We start from the raw sequence: 15,386 nt of genomic DNA on the forward strand, positions 1-15,386 counted from the left end.
AAAATTTGCCTAAAAGTCGGCTCACAAAAAGCTCACAAATGTCTCACATCATACCCGATTTTTGGCGGTTTCCCCCGTCTTTCGGGAAAAACCATTACAAGCGACGGAGAACCGCGACAGACAGTCCAAATCGCGCCGGAAGCCTTGATTTTACTGATGAAAAAGGCCCGGAGGCTTTTGCCTTCGGGCTTCCAATGGAGTACTTTCTGAAAATTTTTCGGGGCTGGGTTGATAGTCCGACGCTCTAACCGATTGAGCTAAAGCCCCAGCTCGCCCAAAATTAGTAAATATTTTGAAATTGTTTTAGCCCATTCGTAATGAAACCCGCTATAGGCGTTCACGACGCATTTGTCCCAATCGGCGACTTCCGTGTTATACACATTGATGGCGTCCTTGATGCGGCGCAACATCTGGTGCGGTGCGTTCGCGTCATCGACGAGGAATGCGTTTGCTTCACCGGCAGTTTCGAGGGTGTAGTCGGTGAGCATGCTTGCGATGCCGACGTTTCGGCCCGTGAGCGGAAGTGTTCCTGTGGCCATGGCCTTGAGGATAATCGAGGCGGACGGCTCCTGGAGGTTCGCGGCAAAGAGAATGTCCGACGCCGCAAGCGTGTCGCGGAGTTTGTCTCTGTTGTTCGCTTCTTCGGAGTCGAACTGGAGGATGCGGACGAAGTTGCCGTACTGCTGCGACACGTCTTGGTAATAGTTCCATTCGGGGTGTTCCGGAGAAATGCCCACGATGATGAGCGAGTTCTGCTTCGCAATGTCCGAAAGGATGGTTGCAAGCGTCTCGGACGTGTTGCCCGATTCCATGTCCATGTGGCTGTAGATGATAAGCTTGTGCGAAAGATCCATGTCGAACTGGCGCCCGAGGCTCGCCTTCGCAGCACGCTTCGCTTCTTTGATGGGGAGCTTCGCTTCGTCGTTGAAGTCCCAGAATTTGTAATTCACGCCGAACTGGATACCGAGGAGCTTTTCGCTGTTGCGATTCAAAAATCCGCTGAGGCCGCCGGGGAGGTTCGTGTTGAGCATAGCGTCGCGGTAGCCCGACGATGGGAACAGCACCTTGTTCGCGTACAGGATTCCTGCTTTGAGGAGGCTTACCTTGCCCCAGAACTCGTAGCCGTCCATGTTGAAGTCCTTGGGCGGGAGACCGATTTTTTCGATTTCGCTTGGATGCACATGGAAGTCGTAAGTGATGTTATGGACGTTGAAAAAAAACGGGATGCTGTTGAACTGTTTTTGATAGACGGTATGGCAAAGCGCTCCGACAAGGGCGCCGCCCCATTCATGTCCAAGTATCGCTTGGAACTGGATGCCGCTTTGGGCGCTGTACGTGAGGACAGCCGAGGCGAACATCGCAAATCTCAGGTGGTTGTCGTTGTATGGCGGCGAGTGCGGCGGGCCATAAACATAGGGACGCCCGAAATATTCCTCATTATATATATAGGTGTGGAGAGGGTCGTCATCGGAACGCCAAACCTCGAAAGGCATGTTCTGCAAGGCTTCGACGCCTTTAAAAACGCAATGATACTTGTCGGAATCAACTATATGGTCCTTGTAAAAGGGCGAACAAGTTACAACTTGAGACCCGGCATCGGCAAATGCCTGTGTCATGCAGTTTACTGCAGTTGCAAGTGGACTAGGTGTCTTCCAGTTCCCCGCTTCTGGAGTTACGACGAGTATATTCATTGATTTTTTACCACTTCAAAAAAAAATTTACCTATAAAAATAGGTATGTATAAATTTATTTATTTAAATTTCAACTGAAAGGGTATATTTTATTTTTTAACGTGATAAAGAGTCCTTTTCAACGTTTTTTAACATAACTTCATCTGAAGGATACAAAATGAAGAAGATTTTCATTGCTGCTTTGGCAGCCGCTGTGGCGATTTCGCTTACCGGCTGTAAGGGTACTAACGAAAAACGCGGTGACGAACACCTCAAGGAAGGCCGTTTCCGTAACGCCATCAATTCTTATCTTGAAGCAAAGAAGAAGGGCAAAATGTCCGAAGAATTCTTTGACAATTTCACACTTGCGCTTGTGCGTGCGGGTGAAGCTGAATCCAAGAAGGACTTGAGTAGCGACCTCATCAACAACTATTTCGAAAAAGCTGCTGTCAATATTCCGCAGGTGAAGGAAAACGCCACTATTGAAGAATATGTAAAGACGCTTGCAGAAATCGGTAAGCGCCAGGCCGCTCAGGAAGGCGTTGATTTCGCAACCATTATCAATGCGTTTGCAAAGATCGACTCTGCCGAATCTGTCGCAAAGAGCCGCCACGTTGCAGAATCCGACGTGAAGAACATCCGTACCGAAACCGAAAAGCTCTATGTAGCACGCAACTTGCAAGAAGCCACTTCCGAAGACGATCCGGTCGTGAGCGAATACTTGCTGCTCCGCATGGCAGCCATGGCTCCGACCAACCCTGATATCCAGGCCGCATTGAACAAGAGCCGCAAGACGACTCGTGGTTACTTCCTCATCTTCGGTGAAAACATCCCGGATTTGAGCGGCAAGCACAAAGTTGACAAGTGGGGCTACGTGATGGCCATGCCGACCATCAAGATGACCAAGACCTCCCTTTCTGGCGAACTCCAGTTCTGGGCTACGACGGGTAACAATACGGAACTCGATCCGTCTCTCATCAAGCTCGTTTCTACCGATGGCAAGGAAGTCTCTGCCAAGGGTGACACGGGTTGGTGCGAAGCCGAAGTTCTCGTGGGCAAGAAGGGCGACGAAAAGATTGAAAAGAAGCAGAAGAAGTTCAAGGGCAAGGGCAAGTTGATGAACGAATTCCAGTGCTCTGTGAATATCAGCTTCTCCTTCCCGGCAGGCTTTGTTCCGGATTACATCCATTACAAGGATAATTTCGGCGAAGGCAAGAAGTTCCTCGGTCACTAATTCGAAACAGATTTAAAGACTGTTTTAGGACTCGCTGCAGATGCGGCGGGTTCTTTTTTTATTAGGTGTTTGTTGCTGACTACATCTTACTCATCATAACTTTTTTCTATTCTTTGTCCCATGAATCCGAGAATATCCTTTGTCTTGCAGATGTCGCCATCGACCTCGTACGAAAACCTAGAGGCGATAGCACGCAATTTGCTGGAGGGATTGAACGTCCTTTTGACCTCGGAGCAAGTAAAGTGCTCTATCTATCTGGATGGCCCGATGATTGAGATGCTTTACAATATCGCAAAGCCTTTGACGTTTGGCAAAATCCAGAACGCGATTCACAACGGCATTATCGAATTTTTAGGGGGCGGCTATTACGACCCGATGCTACCGCTGTTCCCGGAAGACTTGCAGACTATGCAGCTTGAATTGCACCGCGACTTTTTGAAGAAGGTGCTCGGCGTGGAACCGCAAGGGTATTTCAACTCGTCGCTGGTGTGGGAACCGGGCATGGCCGATGTTCTGGAACGTTCCCGATTTGACTACGCGTTAGTGACGGAGTCTGCCGTGCAGGATGCTCTTGGACGTTCGACTCCTGTTTCGGGGTGGTTTACGCTCGAAGATCGCGGTGCGCTTATCCGCATTGTTCCTGTATCCGAGGTCTTGTCCAAAGCGATTGCCGAGGACGATCTTTCGTGGCGGAGTATTGCGGAATCGTATTGCCGCGACGGAAAGTCTGCGATTGCGTTTTTGGATATTCCGTCGGAACCTATAGAAATTGTCGATTTCTTTGGACGGCTTGTCGATTTTGTCGAGATGAACGAAGTTCAGACTAGGACGGTCGGTTTTGCCGTCAATCAGCTTGAAACTTGCGGCTCAATAAGCTTCCTTGTTTCGGCAGGATGTAAATTGGGACTTCCTCCGACGGCTCACACTTGCCGCGAACTTTTGATCCGCCGTCCCGAAATTAATTTGCACCACAAGACGTTCCTGAATTTGTACAGGAGGGCCCGCAATACTTTGACGGGTAAAAAGTGGTTGGAGTTTTGCAAGTCGCTAATGCCGGCAATGGCTCCCCGCTATTTTAGAGATTTGTTCAATAACGAGGGGATGCGCTCCATGAAAGTCCGCAAACGTGCGAATCGTTTGTTGATAGAGGCCGCTCAGATTTTGGACAATCTTACCGCGTTTTCGGGACTTCGCGTCGATGTGTGTGACTTTTTGCTGTTGGGCAAGAAGGTTCTTTTCTGTGAAAATCCAGATTGCTCGTACTTGCTCGATACTCGCTTTGGAGGCGCTCTTCGGGCTTTGAATTATAAGGGCGCTAACATCAATCTTGTGAATACGTGGCGGGATGATGGCGAACCTTCGGTGGCGTTTTTAGATTGTCTGTTGCCGAACGCGGATCTAACTCCCGTCAAGTTGGAACAGATGCTTTATGACCGCAAGCATTTGCTTGCAGACCCTTACGATTACCGCATTCTCAGAACGAATACGGGAACGGAAATTTTATTGGACGAAGAACAGGGTTTTGCAAATGACGAACGCAAGGCTTTGTTTAGGATAAAGAAAAAGTTTGCCTTCCAAGGCGATGCGGCCAAGTTTACGGTTTCCTACGCTATCGACAATTTGGCTTATGTGAATACCAAGGGATTCTTCGGTACGATTCTTGAACTAGGTCTTTTGTCGAAGGGCGATTTAAATAAAGTTTTTATTGACGGTTGTAATGTCAAGTGGAACATGGCCGAACCGTTATTGTATCCCGACGGACAAAATCTTGAAATCCGCGATGAAAAATCGGGTTGCGTTTTCCGCATGGCGTTTGATCGGCCTACGTCGATTTTTGTAGGAGCTATTTATGGGGCGACCTCTTCGGCGGCTCCGCAGGCGTTCCAAGGCATTCGCGTGTTCCCGTTCTGGAACGCTCCGTTTAACATCCTCGACCGCAAGGCTTTTAGCATTTCGGTGTCGGTGACGAAGAGGTAATGGATGCGAGCCGATTTGATTGACATCCAGGTTGAAGACCGCGGCGAAGAAGTCGAAATTTCTTTGTACGGAATCCTTGGCGAATACCAGCTTTCGGCGGTTCGTGAAAAGCTTGAAATGCTTGTTTGCGGGCCGGGAGTCTTTTTCTTCGTGAACTTGCAGAATGCACGGTTTACGACGGAAGCTTATCGCGGCTTGTTCTTGGAAATGCTCAATTTGGTGAAACAGCAGAACGCAACGCTCATTTTGCTGTTCGATAACGAAGAGCTGAACGCTTACTTCGAACGTTACAAGAACATCTTTGAAATCTACAAGAACCGCGAAGAATACCGCAAGTCGGGACTTTCGAAGCAAGTGCATTTGGTCGGCCTGCATTACGAAAAAAAATCCATTAGTTTGTCTCTTGGATTTGCAATTTCTCTTGCCTTGTTCTTGATTGGCTGGACTATTACTTTGTTTACCGTAATCGTCGGGCAGGGGCGTGAAATCTCTGACAAGCAAGCGCAAATAACTGCACTTGAAAGCCAAAAGGCCCGCTATATCCGCGAAATCGATCGCTTGGAATCTGCAATCGGGCCCATGCGCAAACTCGGTGTCGTGCAGGATACGACTTTGCTGAGCTCGTTCGGGGCTATCCAGGACTGGGTCACGTATTTAGAAAATCTGGAGAAAAATCGGCGTGAAAAATAGCGTTCGACTTTCTTCGATGGGCGTGAGCATTCTGTTCATCATTATCTTCGCGGTTTTGTTTACGTTTGGAAGCGAATGGTATTCCAACAAGGTTAAACTAGAAAACCTCGCTTATCGGGAACGCGTTCTCCATAACGATTTGGAACATTTGGAAGTTGTAGGTAAGTGGACGCTAGACTATGTGAAAATCGAAAAGGCACTTACGTACATGCTGGGCGATCGAATCTCTGAAGTGAGCTTTCGCATTTTGGCGGAGCAGCTTTGGCAGATTTCGCAATCGTATTCTCTGGACCCTTTGATTATTCTTGCTGTTGTCGCTCAAGAAAGTCGTGGCAATCCGATGGCTCGCGGACGATTCCAATCGGGGCGTTTTTCGGGGGCGTTGGGTTTGATGCAGATAAAGTTAGAAACGGCGACAAAGATGGGGCGGCGTTTTGGTCTCATTGTCGAGAACGAAGAAGACTTGATGCGCCCTGAAGTCAACGTGGTTGTGGGGTCTGCTTACTTGATTCGCTTGATTGGAAAATATGGAAATTTGCGAGAAGCTTTGGTGGCGTACAACTTGGGCCATTCTGCCGTTGATAGGTTGCTTGAAAAAAGCGCTCCGCTCCCGACTTCTTACTATGAAGGCGTGGTGGCAAAATACAAAGATTTGGTGAAACACTGCTCTTTTTGAGGAATAGCGGCTGGTGCGGACCGCTGATTAAATTCTTTTTACTAAATTCTAGTTGTGATTAGGATTTTGATTTTTATTTGTGCGATGTTTGGGCTTGCCATTGCAGGCGAAGTCCGTTATGATTGTTTGCATTTTGTAGAACAAGGGCTTGCGAACGATCCGCAAATGGCTGAAAAAAGGTTTGAAACGGAGAGTAAGTCGAACAAGATTCGTTCGCTCAAGTCCGAAGTGATTTTGCCAACATTCAACGTGTCCATGATGGTGGGGCCTGCACCTGGCTTGAAGGAAACGGTCGATGACTGGGGCGATACCGTCGATACGTATGACTTTTCGCGTATGGGGCCGTTCTGGGCGGTAGAGGCGAAGTTTATCCAGCCGCTGAACTTAGGGCAGTACCAGACCGGCAAAAAAGCGTTGGAAGCGGACTTGCAGCAAAAAAGCTTCGAAATTGAAAACGCCTCGCTCAAGAAAGAGGTTGAGCTCCAGTCCTATTATTACAACTATCTCCTCGCGCTCGAAATGAAGCGGCTTGCCGCCGATGCCCAAAAGCAAGTCGATAAGGCGTACGACCAGCTTGAAGAAGCTTTGGACGAAGACGAACCGACCGTTTCGCAGAACGACCTCTTGAACTTGAAGGCGAAAATGCACACGGTCAAGGAAGGCGTGATCGATGCGGACCTCGGGATGAAGCGCGTGATGCTTGCGATTCGATTTGCTCTAGGCTTGCCGGATGGCGATACTTTTGTTGCTGAAGATTCTGTGCTTGCGATGCGAACCGAACACATGCCGACCGAAGATGAAGTCCGCGACTTGACGGTGAAGTACAACCCTGAATTGAAGCAGCTTTCTGCTGGCATGCGGGCCCGGAAACTCCAGATGGACTTGGCAGAAGCTAAGCTTGCTCCGGAGTTCTTTGTCATGGGTGAATTCCAGTACGTCAAGAGCTGGGCCGGAAACCGCAACGTGCTGCAAAAGAGCGCCTTCGCTCAAGATGCGGTGAACAAGATTTCGGGGCTTATCGGTGTCGGTCTCCGCTACCGTTTGAACTTCTGGAAGAACTGGGAGGATTACCGCCAGGCGAAAACGGAATACCGTGGCCTCCAACTGAAAGAAAATTATGCGTCGGATGGTCTAGTGGCGAAGGCTGTAGAACAGTACTATCAAGTCGTTGCCGCCAAAGAAAAGCTCGATGCTTTGCGTGAAAGTCTGCGTGCATCTGAAGCGCTTTTGAAAGGTGCCGCCATGAAATACGATCTCGACAAATCCCAGACGGGCGAACTTGTTTCGGCTTATACGCAGAATGTAAGCATGAAAAAAGATTACTATTTTGCAGTTTGCCGATATAATGTCGAATTTGCCGGATTAGTGGCAAAGATGGGGTTGTCTCTTGGCGAATATAATTCGTATTTTAATAAAAAATGAGGAGAATCATGATGTTTAAGAAAATTCTTATTGCCGTTGCCTGTGTTTCGCTCTTGTCTTTTGCTGCCGAAGATCCTGTATCTGTCGTGAAGAGCAAGGACGTTGAATTGCAGAACATTATCAAGAAGTCGAAACGCACCGCCAAAGAAACGGAACGCGTCAAGAATCTTTTGAACGATTCTTTCGACTTTGCCCTCTTGGCTAAGAAGTCCTTGGCATCTAGCGTTTGGAAAGCTCAGGACGAAGCTTCTCAGCAGAAGTTCGTGACGGAATTCCAGCGCATGGTTCGCAACTCCAGTGCCAACCGCCTTGAACTCTACCGTGCCGATTCGACGATTTACGAACCGGCCAAGATGAAAGGCGATGACGAAGCTCGCGTTGTGGCTCACTTGTGGAATCAGGGCAAGGAATCTGTGCTCGAATACAAGATGACGACCGTGAACGGCAAGTGGAAAGCTTGGGACTTGGTCATTGACGACCTTTCGACGGCTCGCAATTACAAGGAACAGTTCAGCAAGATTCTCAAAGACAAGAGCTTTGCCGAGCTGATTGATATTATCAGCAAGAAGGCTGACGAAGCCGAAAAGTAATGGGCTTCTTTTTCTGGTTCCTTTGTTCTATTCTCGTTGTAGCGCTTGTGCTACTGCTTTTCCCGTTTTCTGTTCGGATTGAATTTGAAGCGGGCGAACGCGGTGCGCGAGCGTTTTTCTATTTCTTCAAAAAGAAAGTTTATGAATATGAGAAGAAATGGGGGGAAGAAAGTAGGAAGTCGGAAGTAGGAAGTAGGAAGGATGAAGTAGGCGGTGACGAGAGTGAGGCGAGGGAAGGCGGAGACGACTCTGCGGACACAAAGACCGGGTGTCATCCTGAGCGGAACGAAGTGAAGTCGAAGGATCTAGAGAGGCTGGAGACGAGAGACGATAGGGCGGAGGATGGTTCCCATGAGTTGTCATCCTGGAGCGAGCCGCAGGCGAACGATAGGATCCACAGGACTCCAGAAGCGGAAGAAAAAGAGGAAACGGCAGCTGTTGCGAAAAGGCCTACAGAAACTCTGAAGACGGAGAAAATGGGTAATGAAGTCGGAAGTCGGAAGTCGGAAGTAGGCAGTGGGACGGAGTTAGACGATAGACGAAAGAGTAAAGACGAAAGTGGGAAAAGGGACTACGGTGACAGTTCTGCGGACACAAAGACAGAGTGTCATCCTGAGCGGAACGAAGTGAAGTCGAAGGATCTAGCAAAGTCTTCGTCTGTAATTGAAGTTTCATCTACGAAAAAAGACGAGTCCGAAAAGCCTTCGGGCCAAGCGTCGGAGGCGAAAGTTAAAAAGCCAAAACCAAAACTTTCTGACCGCGAATTTTGGACGATTCTCTTGACTCCGGATTTGGATGCAAGGGTGTTTAAGTACGCTTTGAAAATTATCGCCGCTGTTTTTTCTTTGTTCCGAATTCGCTTTAGCGATTGCTTTGTCGAGGGCATTCGTACAGATTATCAAACTATGGGCTATATTGCCGCGTTGAACGGAATCTTGAAAGCATACCCGTTTGTTGGTGATTGGGACTTGCGAATGGATTGGCTCCATGAAAAAGAACTCCGTGCTACAGGGAATGTTCGCTTGAGTATTACGTTGCTCCGTATTTTCTGCTTTGTTCTAGAAACGCTTGTGCTGGCTGGGATTTTGGCGTTTATTTTTTGGCGTCGCCGTGCACATGTGCTTAAGACAAAAGAACTCCCGGAAATCGGATTTATCCGCAAAAAAATTGTCGATTTTATTTTGGAGGACTGATGCCTGCTTTGACTTTGGAACGCTTGCTTGCATCGATGGGCTTTGGGAGCCGCAAGGAGGCTCGTGCACTTGTTCGCATGGGGCTTGTAGAATTGGATGGTAAGGTGCTTGATGACCCGTTCATGGAATTCAAGGAACGTCCGGAGTCCATTATGGTGAATGGCGAAGAAGCTCCGACTGTCGAGAAGTTGTACATAATGCTCTACAAGCCGACCGATGTCGAATGCAGCCATAACGCTCGCGACCATAAGGCAGTCTATGAACTTTTGCCGGACCGCTTTACCGCGATGGGGATCCAGTCTGTAGGCCGCTTGGACGCCGATTCGTCGGGACTCCTGTTGCTCTCGAATCAAGGTGACTTTATTCATAAAGTTGAAAGTCCGAAGAAGGGACTTTGGAAAAAGTACCGTGTGACGCTTGCCCGACCGTTTACGGACGCGCAAAAAGCGGAACTCTTGGCAGGCGTGATGCTCAAGGACGAACGCCGCCCAGTGCTGGCTCGCGAAATCGAAGTTGATGGCGATGCTGTGCTCATTTCGATTGGCGAAGGCTTGTACCACCAAGTCCGCCGCATGTTTGCCGCCGTCGGCAATCACGTCGAAACGCTTGAACGCGTTGCCATTGGCCCTGTCCTTCTTGACCCCACGCTAGGCGAGGGCGGCTGGCGATTCCTCACCGAAGAAGAAGTCGCCTCACTTTCGTAACATGTCGCATTTTTTTTGAACGTCATCCAGAACGGCGATGACGTGAAGAATCCAGTCGCAGTTCTTGTAAGCGATGATTAGGTTGTAGGTCGTAGGTTTTAGGGGCACGAAAAGCGCTGTCATCTTGTAAATATAAGATGACATGGTGAAGGTTGTCGTATCAGTCATCCTGGAGGGGCGAAGCCCCGATAGGATCCAGTACAGTGTAAGTGATAAGTGCCGTGTAAGCTGATCCCGGCACAGGGCCGGGATGACAACTCGAATGGTAAAATCGACTGGATCCTTCACATTCGTTCAGGATGACGGCGTTGGGGATGACAATGCGAAGGGATCTAGACCCTATTGGTCATCCTACGGATTCCTTCCAGGGTGACAGAATGTGCTGTCCGCCCTTTCTGACAGTTGAGGAAGACTAGATGGAATCGTAATCGTTGTTGACGTGGACGATTTCATTTTCGGCTTCGAGTTCCGGCTGCACAGATGCTTCGCCGAGGATGCCTTCGAGAGAGTTTATCTTGTCCTTAATATCGTTGCTGAACTTGAATGTCGGGACCAGACGCTCGTCGATGAGGACCGTCTCGCCGGTGCGGGGGTTACGCGCCGGGCGTGCCTTGCGGGGTTTGCAGGCGAACGTGCCGAAACCACGGATTTCAATGGTGTTGCCTTCGATAAGCTTCTCGCCAAGGAGGTCGAGGAACTGTTCGACGACGATCTTAATATCATTGCGCACAAATCCGGTGGATTTGGCGATTTCTTGAATAAGGGATTGTTTAGTTATATTAGCCACGCACTAAATATAAGTTTAACATGGACTTAGAGTGATGGTCCGCACGAAATTAAATATCTTTTTCGGGTTCACATTGCGGAATATTTGTGAATAGTTGTGACTTAAATGTTGAAGATTGATAATTTGCCTAAAAAGGTCCGTTTTAATCTCCGGAACAAGGAGATTTTCCCCAATACGATTCTGAGTCCGATGGACGGAGTGACCGATGCTCCGTTCAGGCGGCTATGCCGCGTGCTTTCGGGCGACCGCATGGGGCTTTTGGTTTCGGAGTTTGTTCCGACAGACGGCGATGCCGTGTTCAACCCGGATGGGCACAAGCAGCTCAAGTTTTTCCCGGAGGAGCGCCCGTTTGGAATCCAGATTTTTGGACGGTTCCCGGACCGCATGGCGTATGCCGCAGGTAAAATTGCGGAAACATTTCACCCGGAATTTATTGAAGTGAATGCGGGTTGCCCCGCGCCGAAGGTAGCAGGCAAGGGAAGCGGTTCTGGTCTTTTGAGGGACTTGCCGCGCTTGCAAGAGATTTTGCATGAGGTGAAGAATACGCTTGATGCAAAAACGCCGGAGATTCCGCTCACGCTCAAGTGCCGCATTGGCTGGGATGACGAGAGCATCAACGTGATGGAAACGCTCAAAATTGCGGAAGGCGAGGGCGTCGAAATGTTGACGGTTCATGGCCGCACGCGTTTGCAGGGCTATAACGGCCTTTCGAATTGGGACTGGATTGGAAAAGTCGCTGCTGCGGCAAAGATTCCTGTGATTGGAAATGGCGACGTGAATAGTGTCGAATGTGCTCGCGAACGCATCAATACTTACGGTGTTTCGGGTGTGAGCATCGGGCGCGGGGCGATGCATAATCCGTGGATTTTCGGACAAATTGCGGATGCGTGGGAAGGCCGCGAAAAGCATGTCATCACCGCGCAAGAAGCGCTTGATGTGTTCCCGCTCTATTACAAGTTTAAGATTGAGGACGGGGCGACGGAAATGAATGCGATGGGCCGTATGAAACAGCTCGCCGCGAGACTGTGCAAGGGATTTGTGCTGCAGGAAGAAATTGCGCAAAGCCGATCCCGGAACGGGGTCCGGGATGACAGTGAAGTGAGTGTCGCGATGTCGGTGCGGCAGGCGCTTTTGACGAGTCAGTCGGCGGCGGAAATGCTCGACCGTGTTCAAGAACTCAAGGAAGGTATAGCTCGCGAGATGGTCTTTGAGCCAGAGCGCCTCGTAAATCTCAACGGTGCCAAAGAAACCGAATTAAAGTTTGGCGACCAGTTCAAGGGCCGTTGATTTTATAGTAAACGTAATAAGAATTGCTTCAGTTGAAGAATCTGATGCCGGAACGGAGTCCGGCATGACAGTTTCATTTACATTGTCACCCCGGATTTATTCCGGGGCTAGTATTGTGAGAAGAATGCCGATCCCGGAACGGAGTCCGGCATGACAATGGAAGGGGTCGGGATGACATTTTTTAATGTCGTTTTACTGTACTTATATCATCAGAAAAGTATGAAAAAAATAACATAGCAGTGCCATTCACAAGAAAATTATCTATATACAGAATGTGAAGACTTTTGCTGCCGCTAATAAGCTTGTTCAAATCATTATTTTGATTTTAGTTGGCTTGGTAATCAATCGATTGCTGGCCGATTTGGCGATTTATTTGGAATTGCCGCTATACATGGATAGCGTGGGCACGATTGTCGTTGCTGTGATTGGGGGCTTTAGTCCGGGGGCGATTGTCGGGTTCCTCACGAACTTTATCGGAGGTTTTACCGATTCCTCGACGTTCTATTACGGAACGATAAACGTGATGATTGGCGTGTGCGCTGGGATTGCCGCTAGGCGGGGATATTTTGACAAGATTTATCGCTTGCCGAAGCTCCTTGGTATGTTGATGATTTTGAGCATCCCGTGCTCGGTGCTTTCGTATTTCCTTTTTGATTTTAAAATTGCCGAAAATGTGGTGACGCCGATTGCGACTGCTCTGCATGAGAGCGGACTTCCGGTTCTCTTGTCGCAGATTTTGGCGGATTTTTGCACGGAAATCCCGGACAAGTCCATTACGATTCTCATTGCGTTTGGCTTGGTGCGGTTGACTCCGCATTGGTTTTTCAAGGCTTTTGATTCTATTTCGGGCCGCATGCACGAGGACCGCTACCAGTCCAAAAACGAAATTCACACGCTCAAGGCTCAGGTGACAACGCTTTTGTTTGTATCGAGCTTTGCTCTTGCGGTCGTGGCGACGGCGGTTGCGTACAAGACATATTCCGAGGCGGAAATTCGCGAGACGACGCTTTTGGCGGAATCGGTGAACAGGCTTGTTTCCGATGCTATCCAGAGTGCGGATTCGGCGACGCTTCATGAGTATATTCATAATCTTGAGGGCAAGCATCCGCGTATTTTGACGATTACGCCGGGCATGCACGAAACGGGCCAGTGGGATGTTTCGATTGTCTGCACGGAAGCCCCCAATCCGGTATGCTCGAAATTTAGTCTTGCCGCGATTCGAATAAGCGTGATGCTTTTTTGCACGAAGATTTTCTCGACGTTGTTTGGGCTTTTGCTCGCGATTGTGTTTACGGCGATTTTGATTGCGAACCGCAGGGTGGTTTATCCGATTCATGAAATGACGGAGGAGATGGACCATTTTGCCTACGATAGCAGCAAGGGGAGGCGCAAGTCCATCAAGCGTATCGAAGGCCTTGAAGTTGTTACTGGGAACGAAATCGAGAATTTGCATGCGGCGATTATCAAGGCGACCAAGGAAATTGATTTGTACATCAACAAGTCCGAGGAACAGGCTTCGTCTATTGCCATGCTCCAGATGAATATCATTACGGTGCTTGGCGACATGGTCGAAGGTCGTGACGAAACGACGGGCGGGCATGTCAAGCGTACGGCGGCGTATGCGGAACTTATAGCAATGCAACTGCAAAAGGATGGCAAGGATAAGGACGAAATTGACGATGCGTTTGTGGCGACGATTGCAGTGGCAGCACCTCTCCACGATATCGGGAAAATTAGCGTTTCGGATGTGATTTTGAATAAGCCGGGCAAGCTGACGGACGAAGAATTTGAGAGGATGAAGTTGCACACGGTTTATGGGCGGGAAATGCTTTTGCGGGCGTCCAAAAACTTGGGCGAAACGACTTACCTCAAGATGGCGAAGGAAATTGCCTACAGCCACCATGAATGGTGGGATGGTTCGCGTGGCTACCCAGAGCACTCGAAAGGTCGGGATATTCCGCTTTCGGCTCGAATCATGGCGGTCGCGGATGTGTTCGATGCGCTTGTTTCGGAACGCCCGTACAAGAAGGCTTTCTCGGTGGATGATGCTCTTAGAATTATCAGTGAAGAGAGCGGAACGCATTTTGACCCGGAGGTGGTGGAAGCGTTCCTCAAGAATCGCGAAGCTGTTGAGCAAATCATGAAAAATAAGTTCGAAGTTTGATTGAATAGGTGTTTAGGTTTTAGGGATAAGGTTTTAGGATGTCTTCCTGAAACCTTTTTTATTTTTCTTATTGCTGTACTCAAAAAAAATCTCAAAATTTTGCGTTTACCTCTTGACTTTGAGTCAAAATTTGAGTACATTTAGGACATGGAAAAAACAATCGACATATTTCAGTTTACACACTTTCGCAAATACTTGGATGAGTATCAGGCGGCTCGCGTGCAGACGGACCCTGAATTTACCAGGGCTGGAGTGTGTGCGTTGCTCGGACTCCCCAAGACTCGCAGTTACTACAACGATATCGTTAAAGGGAAAAAACTCACCGCGCGCATGATTCCCAAGTTTGTGGAAGTCCTTGGACTCAACAAGAAAGAGGCCAAGTACTTTGAGACGATGGTGAACTTTGACCAGGCGAAAACGACGACGGAACGCAATGCTTTTTTTGACGAACTCATCAAGCAGCACCCGGATCCGCATAACATCTTGAATGAAGACGCGTACGAGTATTACAACCATTGGTACAATAGCGTGTTGTTTACGGCGTTGGATGTGATGGATATTTCCGATGACCTTGAGCCGATTCAAAAACGGATTTTCCCGAAGGTCTCCGTGGGAACGTTGAAGCGTTCCTTGGAATTGCTTGCACGCATTGGCTTTGTGCGCAAGAACGAAGACGGCTTTTGGAAAAGCTGCCGCGAGTCAGTGAGTAGCGGAGCCTACAGCAATAACGATCTTGTTCGTCAGTACCAGTTGCAGTGTTTTGAGCTTTCGAAGCAGGCGTTGCTTGCGAATGACGATAACCCGTCGGACATGGGTACGTTCACGTTCAGCGTTTCAGACGACGCCTATAAAGAGATAGCCTTGGAAATTCAGAACTTGAAAGCCAAGGTGCGTAAAATTATTACGCAAGACAAGAAAGAGGCGACTGGGGTTCACCAGTTGAATATTCACTTGTTCACAAATTTAAAAAAATAATCCGAGGAGGAATGACT

15 protein-coding genes are annotated in these 15,386 nt (G+C 48.8%); 12 read left to right on the forward strand and 3 right to left on the reverse strand.

Annotated features, from left to right (window positions below):
• On the forward strand, nucleotides 1-248 hold a 248-nt coding region (locus tag IKG78_RS15610), incomplete at its 5' end, for a hypothetical protein (RefSeq protein ID WP_290945164.1).
• Nucleotides 249-257: 9 nt separating this feature from the next.
• On the opposite strand, the gene IKG78_RS15615 is transcribed toward IKG78_RS15610, so the two are convergent.
• The gene (locus tag IKG78_RS15615; RefSeq protein ID WP_290945166.1) at nucleotides 258-1,691 is read right to left on the reverse strand and encodes a glycogen/starch synthase; all 1,434 of its coding nucleotides are present in this window, start codon (nucleotides 1,689-1,691) and stop codon (nucleotides 258-260) included.
• A 157-nt stretch (nucleotides 1,692-1,848) separates the two neighbouring features.
• On the opposite strand from IKG78_RS15615, the gene IKG78_RS15620 reads away from it, so the two are divergent.
• The 8 genes from IKG78_RS15620 (at nucleotide 1,849) to IKG78_RS15655 (ending at nucleotide 10,156) form a co-directional block, all read left to right on the forward strand.
• Nucleotides 1,849-2,904, forward strand: coding sequence for a hypothetical protein (locus IKG78_RS15620; RefSeq protein WP_290945168.1), 1,056 nt, complete (start codon nucleotides 1,849-1,851; stop codon nucleotides 2,902-2,904).
• Nucleotides 2,905-3,024: 120 nt separating this feature from the next.
• Nucleotides 3,025-4,881 carry a glycoside hydrolase gene (locus IKG78_RS15625; RefSeq protein ID WP_290945170.1) on the forward strand — a complete coding sequence of 619 codons (1,857 nt, stop codon included), beginning with the start codon at nucleotides 3,025-3,027 and terminating at the stop codon, nucleotides 4,879-4,881.
• A 3-nt stretch (nucleotides 4,882-4,884) separates the two neighbouring features.
• Nucleotides 4,885-5,571, forward strand: coding sequence for a hypothetical protein (locus IKG78_RS15630; RefSeq protein ID WP_290945172.1), 687 nt, complete (start codon nucleotides 4,885-4,887; stop codon nucleotides 5,569-5,571).
• Nucleotides 5,561-6,247 carry a transglycosylase SLT domain-containing protein gene (locus tag IKG78_RS15635; protein WP_290945174.1) on the forward strand — a complete coding sequence of 229 codons (687 nt, stop codon included), beginning with the start codon at nucleotides 5,561-5,563 and terminating at the stop codon, nucleotides 6,245-6,247. The genes IKG78_RS15630 and IKG78_RS15635 overlap by 11 nt, the downstream gene beginning before the upstream one ends.
• 66 nt (nucleotides 6,248-6,313) lie before the next feature.
• The gene (locus IKG78_RS15640; RefSeq protein WP_290945176.1) at nucleotides 6,314-7,669 is read left to right on the forward strand and encodes a TolC family protein; all 1,356 of its coding nucleotides are present in this window, start codon (nucleotides 6,314-6,316) and stop codon (nucleotides 7,667-7,669) included.
• A gap of 8 nt (nucleotides 7,670-7,677) precedes the next feature.
• Nucleotides 7,678-8,259, forward strand: coding sequence for an ABC transporter substrate-binding protein (locus IKG78_RS15645; protein WP_290945178.1), 582 nt, complete (start codon nucleotides 7,678-7,680; stop codon nucleotides 8,257-8,259).
• Nucleotides 8,259-9,452, forward strand: a complete 1,194-nt coding sequence (locus IKG78_RS15650) for a hypothetical protein (protein ID WP_290945179.1) — start codon at nucleotides 8,259-8,261, stop codon at nucleotides 9,450-9,452. The genes IKG78_RS15645 and IKG78_RS15650 overlap by 1 nt, the downstream gene beginning before the upstream one ends.
• Nucleotides 9,452-10,156, forward strand: coding sequence for a pseudouridine synthase (locus IKG78_RS15655; protein ID WP_290945181.1), 705 nt, complete (start codon nucleotides 9,452-9,454; stop codon nucleotides 10,154-10,156). Before IKG78_RS15650 ends, IKG78_RS15655 begins: the two co-directional genes overlap by 1 nt.
• Here the strand turns inward: IKG78_RS15655 and IKG78_RS15660 are convergent.
• On the reverse strand, nucleotides 10,145-10,300 hold the full coding sequence (locus IKG78_RS15660) for a hypothetical protein (protein ID WP_290945183.1): 156 nt from the start codon (nucleotides 10,298-10,300) through the stop codon (nucleotides 10,145-10,147). The two genes, IKG78_RS15655 and IKG78_RS15660, sit on opposite strands and share 12 nt — an antisense overlap.
• A gap of 268 nt (nucleotides 10,301-10,568) precedes the next feature.
• Nucleotides 10,569-10,943 (reverse strand): HU family DNA-binding protein, encoded by a 375-nt coding sequence (locus tag IKG78_RS15665; protein WP_290945185.1) that lies wholly within the window; start codon nucleotides 10,941-10,943, stop codon nucleotides 10,569-10,571.
• 105 nt (nucleotides 10,944-11,048) lie between these two features.
• Between IKG78_RS15665 and IKG78_RS15670 the strand changes: the two genes are divergently transcribed.
• The 3 genes from IKG78_RS15670 (at nucleotide 11,049) to IKG78_RS15680 (ending at nucleotide 15,369) form a co-directional block, all read left to right on the forward strand.
• Nucleotides 11,049-12,230: a tRNA-dihydrouridine synthase gene (locus IKG78_RS15670; protein WP_290945187.1), complete on the forward strand. Its 1,182-nt coding sequence runs from the start codon at nucleotides 11,049-11,051 to the stop codon at nucleotides 12,228-12,230.
• A gap of 274 nt (nucleotides 12,231-12,504) precedes the next feature.
• On the forward strand, nucleotides 12,505-14,394 hold the full coding sequence (locus tag IKG78_RS15675) for an HD domain-containing phosphohydrolase (protein WP_290945189.1): 1,890 nt from the start codon (nucleotides 12,505-12,507) through the stop codon (nucleotides 14,392-14,394).
• Nucleotides 14,395-14,541: 147 nt separating this feature from the next.
• Nucleotides 14,542-15,369, forward strand: coding sequence for a TIGR02147 family protein (locus IKG78_RS15680; protein WP_290945191.1), 828 nt, complete (start codon nucleotides 14,542-14,544; stop codon nucleotides 15,367-15,369).
• Nucleotides 15,370-15,386: the final 17 nt, after the last annotated feature.

Origin of the sequence: Fibrobacter sp. (assembly GCF_017545445.1) — a bacterium.
Taxonomy (GTDB): Bacteria; Fibrobacterota; Fibrobacteria; order Fibrobacterales; family Fibrobacteraceae; genus Fibrobacter.

What these genes read in the sequence shown, in the direction of transcription:
- IKG78_RS15630 (WP_290945172.1), top strand. Translation starts at nt 4,885, where the DNA reads ATGCGAGCCGATTTGATTGACATCCAGGTTGAAGACCGCGGCGAAGAA.
- IKG78_RS15620 (WP_290945168.1), top strand. Translation starts at nt 1,849, where the DNA reads ATGAAGAAGATTTTCATTGCTGCTTTGGCAGCCGCTGTGGCGATTTCG.
- IKG78_RS15615 (WP_290945166.1), bottom strand. Translation starts at nt 1,691, where the DNA reads ATGAATATACTCGTCGTAACTCCAGAAGCGGGGAACTGGAAGACACCT.
- IKG78_RS15655 (WP_290945181.1), top strand. Translation starts at nt 9,452, where the DNA reads ATGCCTGCTTTGACTTTGGAACGCTTGCTTGCATCGATGGGCTTTGGG.
- IKG78_RS15680 (WP_290945191.1), top strand. Translation starts at nt 14,542, where the DNA reads ATGGAAAAAACAATCGACATATTTCAGTTTACACACTTTCGCAAATAC.
- IKG78_RS15660 (WP_290945183.1), bottom strand. Translation starts at nt 10,300, where the DNA reads ATGTCATCTTATATTTACAAGATGACAGCGCTTTTCGTGCCCCTAAAA.
- IKG78_RS15650 (WP_290945179.1), top strand. Translation starts at nt 8,259, where the DNA reads ATGGGCTTCTTTTTCTGGTTCCTTTGTTCTATTCTCGTTGTAGCGCTT.
- IKG78_RS15645 (WP_290945178.1), top strand. Translation starts at nt 7,678, where the DNA reads ATGATGTTTAAGAAAATTCTTATTGCCGTTGCCTGTGTTTCGCTCTTG.
- IKG78_RS15670 (WP_290945187.1), top strand. Translation starts at nt 11,049, where the DNA reads ATGTTGAAGATTGATAATTTGCCTAAAAAGGTCCGTTTTAATCTCCGG.
- IKG78_RS15625 (WP_290945170.1), top strand. Translation starts at nt 3,025, where the DNA reads ATGAATCCGAGAATATCCTTTGTCTTGCAGATGTCGCCATCGACCTCG.